Below are 16,215 nucleotides of genomic sequence, written 5' to 3' on the forward strand. Positions count from 1 at the left end.
ATTTTCCTAAGCGCATAAAAAAAGGACTCCGAAGAGTCCTTTTTTTCAGCGTGAGGCCGGGGTAATTAAACGCCCGAAGCCTTGGCTGCTGCTACATCCTTGATGGACAGCTTGATACGGCCGCGGTTGTCCACGTCCAGTACCAGCACTTCCACTTCCTGACCTTCTTTCAGAATGTCGGTCACTTTCTCAACACGAGCGTCGCTCAGCATGGAGATGTGCACCAGACCGTCTTTGCCCGGCAGGATGTTGACGAATGCGCCGAAGTCGACGATGCGCTCAACTTTACCGACGTAGATCTTGCCGATCTCGGCTTCTGCGGTGATACCCAGAACGCGCTGACGTGCAGCTTCTGCAGCTTCTTTGGTTTCGCCGAAGATCTTGATCGAGCCATCGTCTTCGATGTCGATCGAAGCCTTGGTCTCTTCACAGATCGCACGAATGGTCGCGCCGCCTTTACCGATAACATCACGGATTTTATCGGTGTCGATTTTCATCGCGATCATGGTCGGAGCATTTTCCGACAGCTCGGTACGCGACTGACCAATGATCTGGTTCATCTGGCCGAGGATGTTCAGGCGCGCTTCCAGGGCTTGGCCCAGAGCGATTTCCATGATCTCTTCGGTGATGCCCTTGATCTTGATGTCCATCTGCAGCGCGGTAACACCTTTAGCGGTACCGGCTACTTTGAAGTCCATGTCGCCCAGGTGGTCTTCATCGCCCAGGATGTCGGTCAGGATGGCGAACTTCTCGCCTTCTTTAACCAGGCCCATGGCGATACCGGCAACCGGTGCCTTCATCGGCACACCAGCGTCCATCAGCGCCAGGGAAGCGCCGCAGACCGAAGCCATGGAGCTGGAACCGTTGGACTCGGTGATTTCCGACACAACACGAATGGTGTACGGGAACACGTCGGCGGCAGGCAGCATGGCTGCAATCGAACGACGGGCCAGACGGCCGTGACCGATTTCGCGACGACCAGCGCCACCCATGCGACCACACTCACCTACCGAGAACGGAGGGAAGTTGTAGTGCAGCATGAACGGGTCTTTTTTCTCGCCTTCCAGGGTGTCCAGCAGCTGTGCGTCACGGGCAGTACCCAGTGTTGCAACAACCAGAGCCTGGGTTTCGCCACGGGTGAACAGAGCCGAACCGTGAGTCTTCGGCAGAACGCCGACTTCGATGTTCAGCGGACGTACGGTGCGCGTGTCGCGACCATCGATACGTGGCTTGCCGTTAACGATGTTTTCGCGAACGGTGCGGTATTCGATTTCACCGAAGGCAGCTTTGACGTCGCTGGAAGAAGGCTGGCCTTCTTCACCGGACAGCTTGGCCACAACCTGCTCCTTCAGCTCGCCCAGGCGAGCGTAGCGGTCGGCCTTGACGGTGATGGTGTAGGCGTCGGAGATGGCAGCGCCGAACTCGGAGCGGATCGCACCCAGCAGTTCAGTCGCTTCAGCCTGTGGAGCCCAGGTCCAAGTCGGCTTGGCAGCTTCGGCAGCCAGTTCTTTAACAGCGTTGATCACAACCTGGAACTCGTCGTGAGCAAACAGTACCGCGCCCAGCATCTGGTCTTCGGTCAGCTCTTTGGCTTCCGATTCAACCATCAACACGGCTTCCGACGTACCGGCAACGACCATGTCCAGGCTCGATGCTTTCTGTTGTTCGTAAGTCGGGTTCAGCAGGTAGCCGGTGCTTTCGTGGAAAGCAACGCGAGCTGCGCCGATCGGGCCATCGAAAGGAATACCGGAGATGGCCAGGGCAGCCGAAGTACCGATCATCGCAGCGATGTCCGGATCGGTCTTCTTGCTGGTGGAAACGACGGTGCAGACAACCTGCACTTCGTTCATGAAGCCTTCTGGGAACAGCGGACGGATCGGACGGTCGATCAGTCGGGAAGTCAGGGTTTCTTTTTCGGAAGGACGGCCTTCGCGCTTGAAGAAACCGCCAGGGATCTTACCGGCAGCGTAAGTCTTTTCCTGGTAGTGAACGGAAAGAGGGAAGAAGCCTTTGCTTGGGTCAGCGGTCTTGGCGCCAACAACGGTCACCAATACGGTGACGTCGTCGTCAACGGTGACCAGCACTGCGCCGGAGGCTTGACGGGCGATACGGCCTGTCTCGAGGGTAACGGTCGACTGACCGAACTGGAATTTTTTGATAACCGGGTTCACGGTGTCCTACCTTCTTTGTGGCTCTTGGGGAACTTGTCTTCTTGCGAAATTCTTGGGCAATGCCGGGAATCGGCCCGACGCTCGTCCAGGGTAAAACGTGTATCCAGATAAAACTTGAGGCTGGGAGCCTGCCATGGGCCAGCGGGAATCCCACTGACACACGGCAGACAACCAACCTCTAGCGCAATCGCTGATTAGCGACGCAGACCCAGGCGACCGATCAGAGCCTGATAACGACCCAGATCCTTGCCTTTCAGGTAGTCCAGCAGCTTACGGCGCTGGTTTACCATGCGGATCAGACCACGACGGGAGTGGTGATCTTTACCGTTGGCCTTGAAGTGACCTTGCAGCTTGTTGATGTTGTGGGTCAGCAGTGCAACTTGCACTTCTGGCGAACCAGTGTCACCAACAGCTTGCTGATAGTCAGCTACGATTTGTGCTTTTTCTTGAACGTCGAGAGCCATGAGGCAATCCTTTTTTCAGGAAACCACCCAAAGGGTGATCTCAACAGGCCAGGGACAAATCCCTGTATCTAAAAATGAGTGTTGACCGTGCCTGTTAACAGCCACACTCGTTCGGTCATTCTGACCGAATCAGTCGACGCGGCGCGATGCGCCCGTCTTCGCTCACTTCACCGATACCGATGAAGCGACCGTTATGATCCTGTACCCGCACCATACCGAACTTCGGAGCGTCCGGGGCACGTACCGGCTGGCCGTTGAGCCAGTAGAACGCGCTGTGCTCCGAGAAGTGCAGCAATGGCCAATCCAGCAAACCGCTGTCCGATGGCATCAGGAAGCGATCAACTGCTTCATTGCCGCCTTCGGCGTGTACCGCTTCCAACTCTTCCAGCGTGACCGTCTGGGCCAGGCTGAAAGGACCGGCCTGGGTGCGTCGCAGTTCTGCAACGTACGCGCCGCAACCGAGCTTTTCACCAATATCTTCCACCAGGGTACGGATATAGGTGCCTTTGCTGCAGTCCACGGCCAAGCGGGCAGTGTCGCCTTCATGGGCGAGCAATTCCAAGCGCGCAATAGTAACAGAACGCGGTTCGCGCTCCACTACTTCGCCCGCACGTGCCAGCTTGTACAGAGGCTGGCCATCACGCTTGAGGGCCGAGTACATCGGCGGTATCTGACTGATTTGCCCACGAAAACCGGGTAAAGCAGCTTCAATATCAGCACGACCAACGGTCACGTCGCGAACCTGCAGAACATCACCTTCAGCATCGGCCGTGGTGGTGGTCTTGCCCAGTTGCATCAGGGTTTCGTAACCCTTGTCGGAATCGAGCAGGTATTGCGAGAACTTGGTCGCCTCACCAAAGCACAACGGCAGCACGCCGGTGGCCAGGGGGTCGAGACTGCCGGTATGCCCGGCCTTCTCGGCATTGAGCAGCCAGCGAACCTTCTGCAAGGCAGCATTGGAGGTAAAGCCAATGGGCTTGTCGAGCAGAATAATGCCGCTGACGTTGCGACGGATACGTTTGACCTGAGCCACCGCTTACTCCTTGGCGTCTTCAGGTGTGGACGGGTGCTGGCTGTCTTCAGCCACGGCGCGCTCGATCAGCGCCGACAGGTGCGCACCACGCACGACGCTTTCGTCGTAGTGGAAGTGCAACTGAGGCACGCTGCGCAGCTTCATTTCGCGGGCCAACTGCATGCGCAGGAAACCTGCAGCCGCGTTGAGCACCTTGATGCTTTGCGCGATTTCTTCGCTGCTGTCCTGGCCCATCACGGTGATGAAGATCTTCGCGTGACCTACGTCGCGGCTCACTTCAACGGCGGTGATGGTGACCAGGCCAACGCGTGGGTCTTTGACTTCGCGACGGATCAGTTGGGCCAGCTCGCGCTGCATCTGATCGCCGATACGTTGGGTACGGCTGTATTCTTTTGCCATGTCTTGTTACCTGTTACTGCCACACGGTGAAACCCGTGGGGTCTGAAAGCGGCAAACGCCCGGCCTGACAAAAGCCAGACCGGGCGTTGCGTTTAGAGTCCGTACGCTGCGCGGGGCATCTGCATGCCCACGCGTCGCGTGGCTCCGGAAGTGCGCGAGTTAGAGGCTGCGAGCAACCTGAACCTTCTCGTAGACTTCGATCTTGTCGCCAGCTTTGACGTCGTTGTAGCTCTTGACGCCGATACCGCATTCCATGCCGGCACGCACTTCGGAAGCGTCATCCTTGAAGCGGCGCAGGGATTCCAGCTCGCCTTCGAAGATAACGATGTCTTCACGCAGTACACGGATTGGACGGTTACGGTGCACAACACCTTCGATAACCATGCAACCGGCGATCGCGCCGAATTTCGGCGAGCGGAACACGTCACGCACCTCGGCAACACCCAGGATATTCTCCCGAACGTCGCTGCCAAGCATACCGGTAAGGGCTTTCTTGACGTCTTCGATGATGTCGTAGATGACGTTGTAGTAACGCATGTCCAGGCCTTCCTGCTCGACGATCTTGCGAGCGCCAGCATCGGCACGCACGTTGAAGCCGAACAGTACAGCGTTGGAAGCCAGTGCCAGGTTGGCGTCGGACTCGGTGATACCACCGACACCGCCACCGACAACGCGCACTTGCACTTCGTCGTTACCCAGGCCGTTCAAGGCGCCGTTCAACGCTTCGAGGGAACCACGGACGTCAGATTTGAGGACGATGTTAAGCGTCTTCTTCTCTGCCTGGCCCATGTTTTCGAAGATGTTTTCCAGCTTGCCAGCGTGAGCACGGGCCAGTTTGACTTCGCGGAACTTGCCTTGACGGAACAGAGCCACTTCACGGGCTTTCTTCTCGTCGGCTACTACGCTCATCTCGTCGCCAGCGTCCGGGGTACCGTCCAGGCCGAGAATCTCGACAGGGATGGAAGGACCGGCTTCCTTGATTGGCTTGCCGTTCTCGTCGAGCATGGCACGTACACGGCCGTAGTTCGAACCAACCAGTACCATGTCGCCTTGGCGCAGCGTACCGTCTTGAACCAGAACGGTTGCAACCGGGCCACGACCTTTGTCGAGACGCGATTCAACCACAACACCGCGACCCGGGGCCGATGGCGTTGCTTTCAGTTCGAGTACTTCAGCTTGCAGCAGGACCGCTTCGAGCAGTTCGTCTACACCGGTACCGACTTTTGCCGAGACCGAAACGAACGGCGTATCACCGCCCCACTCTTCGGACGTCACGCCGTGAACCGACAGTTCGCTACGGATGCGATCGAGATCGGCGCCCGGCTTGTCGATTTTGTTCACGGCAACAACCAGTGGAACACCAGCGGCCTTGGCGTGCTGGACAGCTTCAATGGTCTGCGGCATCACGCCGTCGTCCGCTGCAACCACCAGAATCACGATGTCAGTCGCCTTGGCACCACGGGCACGCATTGCGGTAAACGCGGCGTGACCAGGGGTGTCGAGGAAAGTGACCATGCCGCGTTCGGTTTCAACGTGGTATGCACCGATGTGCTGGGTGATACCGCCGGCTTCGCCAGCAGCTACCTTGGCACGACGGATGTAGTCGAGCAGCGAGGTCTTACCGTGGTCAACGTGGCCCATTACGGTCACAACCGGCGCACGGGAGAACGACTCACCTTCAAACTTCAGGGACTCGGCCAGGGAATCTTCCAGGGCGGTGTCGCTGACCAGGGTCACTTTGTGGCCCAGCTCTTCAGCAACCAGCTGGGCAGTTTCCTGGTCCAGTACCTGGTTGATGGTCGCCGGCGTACCCAGTTTGAACATGAACTTGATGATTTCAGCAGCCTTGACCGACATCTGATTGGCGAGATCGCCAACTGTGATGGTCTCGCCGATCTGCACATCACGCACGACAGGGCCGGTTGGGCTCTGGAAACCGTGGGCGTTGCGCTTTTTCAGCTTGGCCTTGCCGCGACCACCACGACGGAAGCCATCGCTTTCTTCGTCGGTAGTACGTGGGGCAACGCGTGGAGCAGGCGCTTTCTCTTTGACCGAGGCACGATGTGGGGCGTTTTTACGCTCGCCATCGCCACCACCACCGCGACGATTGTTATCGTCGGCACGTGGCTTGTCCGGACGACGAGGCTCGTCGCGCTTGCGAGCGTCTGCTGCAGGAGCAGGTGCAGCGGCAACCGGAGCAGCCTCACGCACAGCTTCAACAGGCGCTGCAGGAGCGGCGACCGCGTCAGTACCAGCAGGTTGCGCAGCAGCAGGCTGGCGGCGCGCTTCTTCTTCGGCGCGACGCTTGGCTTCTTCTTCAGCCTTCTGACGAGCAGCATTTTCTACTGCGCGACGTTCATCCAGTTCGCGTTTGCGCTCGGCTTCGATTTCTTCCGGGCTGCGCTGTACGAAGACTTTCTTCTTGCGTACTTCAACGCTGATGCTCTTGCTACCAGCAACACGCAGGGTGCTGGTGGTTTTGCGCTGCAATGTAATCTTGCGCGGTTCTTCCACTTTCGCCTTGTGGCTGCTCTTCAAGTGAGTCAGCAAAGACTGCTTCTCACTGTCGCTCACACCTTCATCGGCGGCGGTGTGCGGCAGACCTGCCTCACGCATCTGCTGCAACAGGCGCTCTACCGGTGTTTTGACCTCATCGGCCAGTTGTTTCACCGTGACTTGCGTCATGCACTTCTCTCCTCAGGCCGCGCCTAGTTACTCGAACCAATGGGCTCGGGCGGCCATGATCAACTTGCCGGCACGATCATCGTCAATGCCGTCGATGTCGAGCAGATCGTCAATAGACTGCTCGGCCAGGTCTTCGCGGGTAATTACGCCGCGCACCGCCAGTTCCATCGCCAAATCCTTGTCCATACCCTCAAGCGAGAGCAGGTCTTCGGCCGGATGGGCGTCTGCCAGCTTTTCCTCAGTAGCGATGGCTTTAGTCAACAAACGATCCTTGGCCCGAGCGCGAAGCTCGTTGACGGTGTCTTCGTCAAAGCCGTCGATGTTGAGCATTTCTTCCAACGGTACGTAGGCAATCTCTTCCAGGCTGGTGAAGCCTTCATCTACCAGCACCTGCGCCAGGTCTTCGTCGACTTCCAGCTCGTCGATGAAGTTGCGCAGGATGTCACCGGTTTCAGCTTGCTGCTTAGCCTGGATGTCCGATTCGGTCATCACGTTCAGGGTCCAGCCGGTCAGTTGGCTGGCCAGACGCACGTTCTGACCACCACGACCAATGGCCTGAGCCAGATTATCTGCGCCAACGGCGATGTCCATTGCATGGGCATCTTCGTCAACGATAATTGCCGCCACTTCAGCCGGCGACATGGCGTTAATTACGAACTGCGCCGGGTTATCGTCCCACAGGACAATGTCCACACGCTCGCCGCCCAACTCGCCCGACACTGCCTGGACGCGCGAACCGCGCATACCAATGCAAGCGCCCTGCGGGTCGATGCGTTTGTCCTTGGAGCGGACCGCGATCTTGGCGCGCGAACCCGGGTCGCGGGACGCAGCCATGACTTCGATCAGGCCTTCGGCAATTTCCGGCACTTCGATACGGAACAGCTCGATCAGCATTTCCGGCGCGGTACGCGACAGGATCAACTGAGGGCCGCGGTTCTCGGTGCGGATTTCCTTGAGCAGCGCACGCAGACGCACGCCGACACGGAAGGTTTCGCGAGAGATGATGTCTTCGCGGGCCAGCAACGCTTCAGCGTTGTTGCCCAGGTCAACGATCACGTTGTCGCGGGTAACTTTTTTCACGGTACCGGAGATGATTTCACCCAGGCGCTCGCGATAAGCATCAACGACTTGAGCGCGCTCAGCTTCGCGAACCTTCTGCACGATGACCTGCTTGGCGGTCTGTGCAGCAATACGGCCGAATTCGATCGACTCGATCTTTTCTTCGACGACATCACCGACCTTGGCGCCAGGGTGCGTTTCGGCAACCTTGCTTGGCCAGGTTTCGATGGCCGGATCATCAAGATCGGCTTCTTCGACGACCGTCCAGCGACGGAAAGTCTCATAGGCACCGGTGTGGCGGTTGATTTCCACACGCAGATCAACTTCGTCTTCAAAACGCTTTTTGGTAGCAGTGGCCAGGGCCAGCTCCAGCGCTTCAAAAATCACGTTTGCCGGTACGCCCTTTTCATTGGATACCGACTCAACAACCAGCAGTACTTCTTTGCTCATCGTACGCCTCGCCTTTCGCAAGCCATTGGATCCGCGGGATCCGCGTCTCAGTCAAAACTGGGAATAATGTTGGCCTTGTCGATCATATCGATCGGCAACAGGAATTCATGGTCTTCTACCTGCACCACGACATCCTGTTCTTCTACACCGCGCAGAAGGCCCTGAAAGTTGCGTCGCCCTTCAAAGGGAGAGCGCAGCTTGATCTTCACTTGTTCACCGGCAAATTTTGCAAACTGATCAATAGTGAACAGTGGGCGTTCCATGCCTGGCGAGGAAACTTCGAGGGTGTATTCAACGGAAATCGGATCTTCAACATCCAGGACACCGCTGATCTGACGGCTGACAATGGCACAATCGTCCACCAGCACGCCGCCCTCTTTATCGATATAAACGCGCAACATTGAGTGGCGACCTTGAGCCGAAAACTCAATACCCCAGCATTCATAGCCTAGGGCCACGACCACCGGGGCCAACAAGGCCTGCAACTCTTCTAGCTTGCTCGACACCTGAACCCCCTCGTGCATGTATGTGCATGCTGTGCAAAATAAAAAAATGGGCGAAACGCCCATCCTTGAAACGCCGTCGAACAGCGGCGTTGAAAGTGTCCAGCTAACAAAAAGCCCCTTAAAAGGGGCTCCGCTAAAACTGGTTGCGGGGGCCGGATTTGAACCGACGACCTTCGGGTTATGAGCCCGACGAGCTACCAGACTGCTCCACCCCGCGACAAAGCTGGGGCGGAAGTATACGACCGATCCCTTACAGGGTCAATGTAACCTTCCACCTACAAGAAAGCCCGCAACAGCGGGCTCTCCTGATAATTGGTACCGAGAAGGGGACTCGAACCCCTACACCCTATGGGCACAACCACCTCAAGGTTGCGTGTCTACCAATTCCACCACCTCGGCAATACAGCGTTTACAACCCTTCTTACTTCTGCTCTTGAGCTGGAGGTACGTCAGTCGCTGGAGTAGCCGACTTTTGCTCTTGAAGCACCGGGACATCATCAGAAGCCGGTTTTGCTTTTGGTACTTCCAACACTGCTGGGTTTGGGAGACCTACTTGAGTCAGCACATGAGCTTTCTCTTTAGCAAAGTAACCTAACCCCAAGCTGGTTATGAAGAAACCGGCGGCAAGTATAGCAGTAAACTTACTAAGAAAGGTAGAGGAACCTTGGCTTCCGAACACAGTATTTGAAGCACCTGCACCGAAAGACGCACCAGCATCCGCACCTTTACCCTGTTGCAACAAAACCAGGGCAACTACGCCCAGGGCAGCCAACAGATGAAAAACGACTACGACTGTTTCCAGCATTTTTTCAGTTTCCCGCGGCGCGACAGATCGCACCGAACTCATCTGCATTCAGGGAAGCTCCACCAATGAGCCCCCCATCGATATCCGGCATGCCGAACAGTTCGACCGCATTGGCCGCCTTCACGCTGCCGCCGTATAGAAGCCGCACACCTTGCGCGACTTCAGAATTCTCTGCCGCCAACTGAGCGCGGATGGCTGCGTGCACATCCTGCGCCTGTTGCGGCGTAGCAGTCAGTCCGGTGCCAATGGCCCAGACCGGCTCGTAAGCAATGACTGCCTTTGCAAATGCACCAACACCCAGCTCCTCGATGATGCTGCCCAGCTGACGCGAGACAACTTCAAGAGTCTTGCCCGATTCACGTTGCTCCAGGGTCTCCCCTATGCACAACACTGGAATCAAGCCACAAGCCTGTGCCGCTGCGAACTTGCGGTTGAGTGTCCCATCACGCTCGCCCATCATCTGACGGCGCTCGGAGTGCCCGACAAGCACATAGGAACAACCCGCATCTACCAGCTGACTCGGCGAAATCTCGCCGGTCAACGCACCTTGCATGGGCTCCACCGCAGAATTCTGCGCGCCGACCTGAATCGACTTACCTTTCAAGCCATCAACAACCTGGTTGATATGCAAGCAAGGCGGGAAAACCGCAACATCAACACCGCTAGGCAAGGCCAAGTGACGAAGGCCATTGATCAGCTCAGCGACACTGGCGCGGGTACCGTGCATCTTCCAGTTACCAGCTACCATAGTGCGACGCATGCTGTACCTCGTCGGTCAAAGTGGGCGCAGATGTTACCCAACCACATCATCACTGGCAAGCCGAATTCAGGCGCAAATTTCAGTTACCAGTTTTGCCAGGTCTTCGGCATGGCCGCGAACCTGTGTTTCGTCTTCGCCTTCGACCATGACGCGCACCAGAGGCTCTGTGCCGGACTTGCGCAACAGCACCCGTCCACGCCCCGCCATTGCCAGGGTTACGCGCTCGCACGCGTCTTTGACAGCAGGGTGCTCGATCGGGTTTTCGCCACCGGCAAAACGCACATTGAGCAGAACTTGCGGGCACTTACGCAGCGCCTGTCGCGCCTGAGCCAAGCTCTCTTCACGGCGACGCAACGACAACAACACTTGCAGAGCAGCAATGATGGCATCGCCCGTGGTGGTGTGCTGGAAGCAGACAACATGCCCGGAGTTTTCACCCCCCACCTGCCAGTTACGCTCCAGCAGCTCGGCGATCACATATCGGTCACCGACGTTAGCGCGTACGAACGGAATACCCAGTTCCGCCAGAGCGAGCTCAAGCCCAAGATTGCTCATCAATGTGCCGACGACACCACCTTGCAGCTTGTTACGCTCATGCAGGTCGCGAGCAATGATAAACAGCAGGTCATCGCCATCAACCACGGTACCGGTGTGATCCACCATCAACACACGGTCGCCATCGCCATCAAAGGCGATGCCCAGGTCGGCATGCTCAGCCAGAACGGCCGCCTGCAACTGCCCCATGTGGGTGGAACCGCAATTTTCATTGATGTTCAAGCCGTTCGGTTGCGCCGAAAGCACCGTCACGTCCGCACCCAGCTCTTTGAATACACTCGGAGCCACCTTATAGGTCGCACCATGGGCGCAGTCGACAACGATCTTCAGCCCGGCAAAATTGGTACTGCTCGGAACGCTGCTTTTGCAAAATTCGATATAACGGCCTGATGCGTCGTTGATACGCGACACCTTGCCCAGCTTGCTGGACTCAACCACCGTCATCGGTGCATCCAGCAGCTCTTCAATCATCAACTCGATCTCGTCCGGCAACTTGGTGCCCTGGCCCGAGAAGAACTTGATGCCGTTGTCATCGTGGGGATTGTGCGACGCACTGATCACGATCCCGGCTTCAGCGTGAAAGGTACGCGTCAGGTAAGCGATTGCAGGCGTAGGCATTGGCCCCAACAGCATCACATCAGCACCGGCGGCGGACAAACCTGCCTCCAGCGCCGATTCGAACATATAACCCGAAATACGGGTGTCCTTGCCCACCAGAATGCGGCAAGCGCCCATGCTGCGGAACGCCATGCCTGCCGCCCAGCCCAGCTTGAGCATGAAATCAGGAGTAATCGGAAATTCGCCGACCCGACCGCGAATACCGTCGGTGCCAAAATATTTTTTAGTCATAAGTGCTCCGTCATTCTTATTCGGCTGATTCTACAGCGGCAATCATACGCACCACATCGACTGTCTCGGCGACATCATGCACGCGCAAAATTCGCGCACCTTTGGTCATGGCAAGCGCAGCAAGCGCCAGTCCGCCGTACAGCCGCTCGCCCACCGGGCGATTCAAGGCCAGCCCTATCATGCTCTTGCGCGAAACACCGACCAACAAGGGCCGACCAAGGGCATGCAGGGCTTCCATATGCTTAAAGAGACTCAAATTGTGCTGGAGTGTCTTGGCAAACCCAAAACCGGGATCAAGGATGATCTTTTCGGCAGCGATTCCCGCTGTGGCGCACTGAGCGATTCGTTCAGCGAGAAACCCACTCACTTCACCTACCAGGTCGTCGTAGTGCGGGCTGTCTTGCATGTTGCCGGGCTCTCCCAGCATATGCATCAGGCACACCGGCAGGCCGGTTGCGGCCGCTGCATCCAGGGCACCGTCTCGCTGCAGGGAGCGCACATCGTTGATCAGGCCCGCACCCAGGCGCGCCGTTTCACGCATTACCGCCGGCGTAGATGTATCAACCGAGATGATCACATCAAGCTCGCGGGCGATACGCTCAACTATCGGCGCGACGCGCTCCAGCTCCTCCAGGGGAGAAACAACACGTGCTCCCGGACGAGTCGATTCGCCACCAACATCAATCAACGTTGCCCCCGCCAGCACCATAGCCTCGGCGTGACGCAACGCGGCGTCCTGCTGACTGAAACGGCCGCCGTCGGAAAAGGAATCAGGGGTTACATTAAGAATGCCCATGACGTGTGTATGGGCCAAATCAAGAACCCGGTTACCGCAAGGCAACCGGGTGGAGGACGACGCAGGAGTCATTTCAAACCTTAGTGGTCAGCCGCAGGGCCACCGATCGGGGTTTCAGGGCGTTCGTTCTGAACCACTGGCGGGGTGCCAGAGGTGCCTGAACCGCCTTCCCAGTCGCGAGGCTCACGAGGCGTACGACCGGCCATGATGTCGTCGATCTGGTCGGCGTCAATGGTCTCGTACTTCATCAGCGCATCAGCCATGGCATCCAGCTTGTCGCGGTTGTCAGTCAGGATCTGCTTGGCAGTGCCGTAGCACTGGTCAATGATGCTGCGCACCTCGGAGTCGATCAGCTTGGCCGTCTCACCGGAGAAGCTGGCGCTTTGACCGCCGCCGCCACGCCCCAGGAACACTTCGCCATCTTCCTCGGCATACATCAATGGACCGAGTTTTTCTGACAAGCCCCACTTGGTCACCATGTTTCGTGCAATCTGGCTGGCACGCATGATGTCGTTGGAGGCACCGGTGGTCACACCGTCAAAGCCCAAGGTCATTTCTTCAGCAATCCGGCCACCATAAAGCGAGCAGATCTGGCTGATCAGCGCTCGCTTGGAAAGGCTGTAACGATCCTCTTCCGGCAGGAACATAGTGACACCCAGCGCGCGACCACGAGGGATGATCGACACTTTGTAGACCGGGTCATGCTCAGGCACAACACGACCCACAATGGCGTGACCGGCTTCGTGATAAGCGGTGTTCTGCTTCTCTTTTTCGGACATGACCATGGATTTGCGCTCGGCGCCCATCATGATCTTGTCTTTTGCCAGCTCGAACTCTTTCATTTCAACGATGCGTTTACCGGTACGGGCCGCGAACAACGAAGCCTCGTTCACCAGGTTGGCAAGGTCTGCACCCGAGAAACCTGGCGTACCACGAGCAATCACGGCAGGCGCCACATCGTCGCCCATCGGTACTTTGCGCATGTGCACTTTCAGAATCTGTTCGCGACCGCGGATATCCGGCAAGCCAACCACGACCTGACGGTCAAAACGACCTGGACGCAGCAGCGCAGGGTCCAATACGTCAGGACGGTTAGTTGCAGCAATGACGATGATGCCGTCATTCATTTCGAAGCCGTCCATCTCCACCAGCAACTGGTTGAGGGTCTGCTCACGCTCATCGTGACCGCCGCCCATGCCAGCACCACGATGGCGACCAACAGCGTCGATTTCATCGATGAAGATGATGCACGGTGCGTGCTTCTTGGCCTGTTCGAACATATCGCGAACACGGCTGGCACCCACACCAACAAACATTTCGACGAAGTCAGAACCGGAAATGGTGAAGAACGGCACTTTAGCTTCGCCGGCAATCGCCTTGGCCAGCAAGGTTTTACCGGTACCCGGAGGACCAACCATCAGTACGCCGCGCGGAATACGGCCGCCCAGGCGTTGGAACTTGCCCGGATCGCGCAGAAACTCGACCAGCTCGCCGACTTCTTCCTTGGCTTCGTCGCAACCTGCAACGTCAGCCAGGGTGGTCTTGACCTGATCCTCGGAGAGCAGGCGCGCCTTGCTCTTGCCGAAGCTCATCGGCCCGCCCTTGCCTCCCGCACCGCCTTGCATCTGGCGCATGAAGAACATGAACACGGCGATAATCACCAGAATCGGGAAGCTGGCGACCAGGAGTTGAGTCCAGATGCTCTGCTGCTCAGGCTGCTTGCCTTCAACGACTACGTGGTTATCCACCAGATCGCCGATCAGACCGTTGTCCTGGATAGCCGGACGAATGGTCTTGAAGCTGTCGCCATCGTTGCGTTTGCCGGTGATCACGTAGCCATCAACCGCTACGCGCTCGACCTTGCCATCCTTAACTTGCTGGATGAAGTCGGAATAGTTGAGGGTCTGCGGCTCGTTAGGGCTGGAGAAGTTGTTCATCACCGTCACCAGGACTGCCGCGATGATCAACCACAGGATCAGATTCTTTGCCATATCGTTCAATTAACTACCCTCTGAAGCAAGCTCCGCTACTGGCGCGCGCTTCGCATGATATTCACCGGCCTAACTTACTACATTACCTACAACTCTGGCAGGCGCCGTCTGTAACCCTTTGTGAAACTTTGACTACACAATATTCGTAAAGCTTCGTGACGAAAGCGATATAAAAAAACCTATCGCCTTCCTCGAATTCCTCAAAAACGCTCTTCACTCGCCGCACCTTCAACACCGCGGAAGCCGCGGCACAGCAGGTATTGCTCTCGAGACCTGTCCCGAGAAGAGTCTGGCTTGCGCGTTTGCACCTTGTCGAACAACTTGCGGATGTTCTTGTGGTACTCGTCAAAACCTTCACCTTGGAAGACTTTCACCAAAAAATCACCACCCGGACGCAACACCCGACCCGCCAAATCCAGCGCCAGTTCACACAGGAACATTGCGCGCGGCATATCGACGGCCGGTAGTCCACTCATATTGGGGGCCATGTCGGAAATCACAAGGTCTACCTGCGAATTTCCCACTGCCTCGAGGATCTCTGCGAGCACAGTGTCCTGGGTGAAGTCACCGTGAACAAAGGTCACATCCGGGATGCTGTCCATTTCCAGGATGTCGGAAGCGATCAAGCGGCCCTGCCCACCAATCAGACGACTGGTCACCTGGGACCAACCACCAGGGGCCGCGCCAAGATCAATAACGCTCATGCCGGGGCGAATCAATTTGTCCTTGTCCTGGATCTCAAGGAGCTTGTAGCTGGCCCGCGAACGGTACCCGTCCTTTTGCGCCTTTTTGACGTAAGGATCGTTGAAATGCTCTTGCAGCCACTTAAGGCTAGTTTTGGAACGGGCCACGGGCCACCTCGAAAAATAAAACGGGTCGTGATTAACTGGGCGGTCCCGGACTCGCTCGGGTAAACTGGCCGCCGCTTTTTACAAGATCAGACGCAGGGGTCAGATTATGCCGCTCACTCAAGAGCAGAAGAAACAGTACAAATCCATTGGCCACCATCTGAAACCAGTTCTGATTGTGGCAGACAACGGTTTGACTGAAGGTGTGTTAGCCGAACTTGAACGCGCATTGGGCGATCACGAACTGATCAAGATCAAGGTCAACATCCTTGACCGCGAAGCGCGTTTGGCCGCCGTTGCAGAACTGTGCAAGGTCGGCAAAGCGGATCTGGTTCAGGTCATCGGCAAGATGGCGCTGCTGTATCGCAAGAACTTCAGCGTCAACAAGCAACTGTCGAACGTACACCGCTTCAAGTAACAAAAGGGTCACGGGCGTGCTTCGCGCGCCCCGCCACTCCATCCTGGCGCCGGTTGTAAAACCAGCACCAAGCCGGAGAACCCTAGCACAAGATAGCTGAACAGCTGCCAGCGCAACGCTTCCGGCAGCCACGTATGCACCACGCAAAACATTGCGCATGCGTACAGCGCCATCAACAGCAGTTGGCCGCGAATATCCCGCCACAAACTCCCCAAGCCCTCGGCCTTGATCAGCACCAGCACCTGGAGCGTCACGCACGCCGCCGCAAAACCTACCAGCAGCGCGCTGAGCAATCCGTCGATTTCATCGATCAGCAACGGCGCCAGGCCAATCAGGCCCAGCGTCGGCAGTAAACCAATGTGTAACAACCACACGCCGCCCACCCAAAGCATCTGGGCAAGCTGCCAAAGCATGGCGCCCGCACGA

Annotated in this window: 15 protein-coding genes and 2 tRNA genes; 1 reads left to right on the forward strand and 16 read right to left on the reverse strand. The window is 57.3% G+C overall.

All coding sequences use genetic code 11. The annotated features are described in order from the left end of the window. Nucleotides 1-65: 65 nt before the first annotated feature. The 15 genes from pnp to rlmE all read right to left on the reverse strand — a co-directional run bounded on the left by pnp (nt 66) and on the right by rlmE (nt 15,374). Nucleotides 66-2,171 carry a polyribonucleotide nucleotidyltransferase gene (gene pnp, locus AB5I78_RS24885; protein WP_119741048.1) on the reverse strand — a complete coding sequence of 702 codons (2,106 nt, stop codon included), beginning with the start codon at nt 2,169-2,171 and terminating at the stop codon, nt 66-68. A 194-nt stretch (nt 2,172-2,365) separates the two neighbouring features. Then, nucleotides 2,366-2,635 (reverse strand): 30S ribosomal protein S15, encoded by a 270-nt coding sequence (gene rpsO / locus AB5I78_RS24890; RefSeq protein ID WP_003176135.1) that lies wholly within the window; start codon nt 2,633-2,635, stop codon nt 2,366-2,368. A 115-nt stretch (nt 2,636-2,750) separates the two neighbouring features. Next, on the reverse strand, nt 2,751-3,668 hold the full coding sequence (gene truB, locus AB5I78_RS24895; protein WP_106579253.1) for a tRNA pseudouridine(55) synthase TruB: 918 nt from the start codon (nt 3,666-3,668) through the stop codon (nt 2,751-2,753). Between the two features lie 3 nt (nt 3,669-3,671). Continuing rightward, complete coding sequence (gene rbfA, locus AB5I78_RS24900; RefSeq protein ID WP_057725021.1) at nt 3,672-4,067, reverse strand: 30S ribosome-binding factor RbfA; 396 nt, start codon at nt 4,065-4,067, stop codon at nt 3,672-3,674. 159 nt (nt 4,068-4,226) lie between these two features. Beyond that, nucleotides 4,227-6,752, reverse strand: coding sequence for a translation initiation factor IF-2 (infB, locus tag AB5I78_RS24905; protein ID WP_145162144.1), 2,526 nt, complete (start codon nt 6,750-6,752; stop codon nt 4,227-4,229). Nucleotides 6,753-6,779: 27 nt separating this feature from the next. After that, nucleotides 6,780-8,261: a transcription termination factor NusA gene (gene nusA, locus AB5I78_RS24910; RefSeq protein ID WP_008057419.1), complete on the reverse strand. Its 1,482-nt coding sequence runs from the start codon at nt 8,259-8,261 to the stop codon at nt 6,780-6,782. A gap of 47 nt (nt 8,262-8,308) precedes the next feature. Continuing rightward, complete coding sequence (gene rimP / locus AB5I78_RS24915) at nt 8,309-8,767, reverse strand: ribosome maturation factor RimP (protein WP_003235029.1); 459 nt, start codon at nt 8,765-8,767, stop codon at nt 8,309-8,311. Between the two features lie 140 nt (nt 8,768-8,907). Beyond that, nucleotides 8,908-8,984: transfer RNA gene (locus AB5I78_RS24920), tRNA-Met, on the reverse strand. A gap of 96 nt (nt 8,985-9,080) precedes the next feature. Beyond that, a tRNA-Leu gene (locus AB5I78_RS24925) sits at nt 9,081-9,166 on the reverse strand. Between the two features lie 22 nt (nt 9,167-9,188). Continuing rightward, nucleotides 9,189-9,572, reverse strand: coding sequence for a preprotein translocase subunit SecG (secG, locus tag AB5I78_RS24930; RefSeq protein WP_010206600.1), 384 nt, complete (start codon nt 9,570-9,572; stop codon nt 9,189-9,191). A gap of 4 nt (nt 9,573-9,576) precedes the next feature. Then, entirely contained in the window at nt 9,577-10,332 is a 756-nt protein-coding gene (gene tpiA, locus AB5I78_RS24935; RefSeq protein ID WP_003194193.1) for a triose-phosphate isomerase, read from the reverse strand. Between the two features lie 66 nt (nt 10,333-10,398). Beyond that, a complete protein-coding gene (glmM, locus tag AB5I78_RS24940; RefSeq protein WP_145162150.1) occupies nt 10,399-11,736 on the reverse strand; it encodes a phosphoglucosamine mutase in 1,338 nt (445 codons plus the stop codon). A gap of 16 nt (nt 11,737-11,752) precedes the next feature. Then, nucleotides 11,753-12,604, reverse strand: a complete 852-nt coding sequence (gene folP, locus AB5I78_RS24945; RefSeq protein WP_369302496.1) for a dihydropteroate synthase — start codon at nt 12,602-12,604, stop codon at nt 11,753-11,755. An 8-nt stretch (nt 12,605-12,612) separates the two neighbouring features. Further along, the gene (gene ftsH, locus AB5I78_RS24950) at nt 12,613-14,523 is read right to left on the reverse strand and encodes an ATP-dependent zinc metalloprotease FtsH (protein ID WP_106579257.1); all 1,911 of its coding nucleotides are present in this window, start codon (nt 14,521-14,523) and stop codon (nt 12,613-12,615) included. Between the two features lie 200 nt (nt 14,524-14,723). Then, nucleotides 14,724-15,374, reverse strand: a complete 651-nt coding sequence (rlmE, locus tag AB5I78_RS24955; protein WP_065892263.1) for a 23S rRNA (uridine(2552)-2'-O)-methyltransferase RlmE — start codon at nt 15,372-15,374, stop codon at nt 14,724-14,726. Nucleotides 15,375-15,480: 106 nt separating this feature from the next. Here rlmE and AB5I78_RS24960 point away from each other — a divergent pair, with 106 nt between their 5' ends. Then, on the forward strand, nt 15,481-15,789 hold the full coding sequence (locus AB5I78_RS24960; RefSeq protein ID WP_106579258.1) for a YhbY family RNA-binding protein: 309 nt from the start codon (nt 15,481-15,483) through the stop codon (nt 15,787-15,789). An 8-nt stretch (nt 15,790-15,797) separates the two neighbouring features. On the opposite strand, the gene AB5I78_RS24965 is transcribed toward AB5I78_RS24960, so the two are convergent. Continuing rightward, nucleotides 15,798-16,202 carry an MFS transporter gene (locus AB5I78_RS24965; RefSeq protein ID WP_106579259.1) on the reverse strand — a complete coding sequence of 135 codons (405 nt, stop codon included), beginning with the start codon at nt 16,200-16,202 and terminating at the stop codon, nt 15,798-15,800. Nucleotides 16,203-16,215: the final 13 nt, after the last annotated feature.

It is taken from the genome of Pseudomonas sp. N2-3-1-14, assembly GCF_041228395.1.
GTDB lineage: Bacteria > Pseudomonadota > Gammaproteobacteria > Pseudomonadales > Pseudomonadaceae > Aquipseudomonas.

Bases quoted from the DNA above. Each gene is read 5' to 3' on its own strand.
- rpsO (WP_003176135.1), bottom strand. From the start codon at position 2,635: ATGGCTCTCGACGTTCAAGAAAAAGCACAAATCGTAGCTGACTATCAG.
- rbfA (WP_057725021.1), bottom strand. From the start codon at position 4,067: ATGGCAAAAGAATACAGCCGTACCCAACGTATCGGCGATCAGATGCAG.
- infB (WP_145162144.1), bottom strand. From the start codon at position 6,752: ATGACGCAAGTCACGGTGAAACAACTGGCCGATGAGGTCAAAACACCG.
- nusA (WP_008057419.1), bottom strand. From the start codon at position 8,261: ATGAGCAAAGAAGTACTGCTGGTTGTTGAGTCGGTATCCAATGAAAAG.
- secG (WP_010206600.1), bottom strand. From the start codon at position 9,572: ATGCTGGAAACAGTCGTAGTCGTTTTTCATCTGTTGGCTGCCCTGGGC.
- tpiA (WP_003194193.1), bottom strand. From the start codon at position 10,332: ATGCGTCGCACTATGGTAGCTGGTAACTGGAAGATGCACGGTACCCGC.
- glmM (WP_145162150.1), bottom strand. From the start codon at position 11,736: ATGACTAAAAAATATTTTGGCACCGACGGTATTCGCGGTCGGGTCGGC.
- folP (WP_369302496.1), bottom strand. From the start codon at position 12,604: ATGACTCCTGCGTCGTCCTCCACCCGGTTGCCTTGCGGTAACCGGGTT.
- ftsH (WP_106579257.1), bottom strand. From the start codon at position 14,523: ATGGCAAAGAATCTGATCCTGTGGTTGATCATCGCGGCAGTCCTGGTG.
- AB5I78_RS24960 (WP_106579258.1), top strand. From the start codon at position 15,481: ATGCCGCTCACTCAAGAGCAGAAGAAACAGTACAAATCCATTGGCCAC.
- AB5I78_RS24965 (WP_106579259.1), bottom strand. From the start codon at position 16,202: ATGCTTTGGCAGCTTGCCCAGATGCTTTGGGTGGGCGGCGTGTGGTTG.